The 531-nt window shown below is 49.5% G+C and carries 1 protein-coding gene; it reads left to right on the plus strand.

Going from position 1 to position 531, the window contains the following annotated elements; genetic code table 11:
- Nucleotides 1-64: 64 nt before the first annotated feature.
- On the plus strand, nt 65-531 hold a 467-nt coding region (nudE, locus tag R8N49_RS30050), incomplete at its 3' end, for an ADP compounds hydrolase NudE (RefSeq protein WP_318190816.1).

Below are 531 nucleotides of genomic sequence, written 5' to 3' on the forward strand. Positions count from 1 at the left end.
AGTTCTCATATATTAAGAATCTTACGCACCTTACAAAAGCCAACGACACCAAGGAGTCAGCGCCATGTCGAAAAGGACCCCACCAGAGATTCTCTCTTGTCAGACGGTCGCACGATCAAAACTGTTTGCTGTGGAAGCCCTCGACCTTCGCTTCTCCAATGGCGAGCATCGCACTTATGAGCGCATGAAGCCTAGTGGTCGCGATGCCGTAATGGTTGTACCGGTAACCGAACAGGGCGATTTACTGTTGGTACGTGAATACGCTGCTGGTACAGAGCGTTACGAACTGGGTTTTCCTAAAGGTCTTATCGATCCCGGTGAAACGCCACATCAGGCCGCTGACCGCGAACTAAAAGAAGAAATTGGTTTTGGTTGTAAGGAACTCACCCCGTTAAAACAAGTGATCCTTGCTCCTTCTTATTTTTCGAGCAAGATGACGCTGTTTCTAGGTCAATCGCTGTACCCTGAAAAGCAAGAAGGCGACGAACCAGAGCCGTTAGAAATTGTGCGCTGGCCACTCGCACAAGCCGA

The organism is Vibrio sp. 1978, from assembly GCF_033344345.1.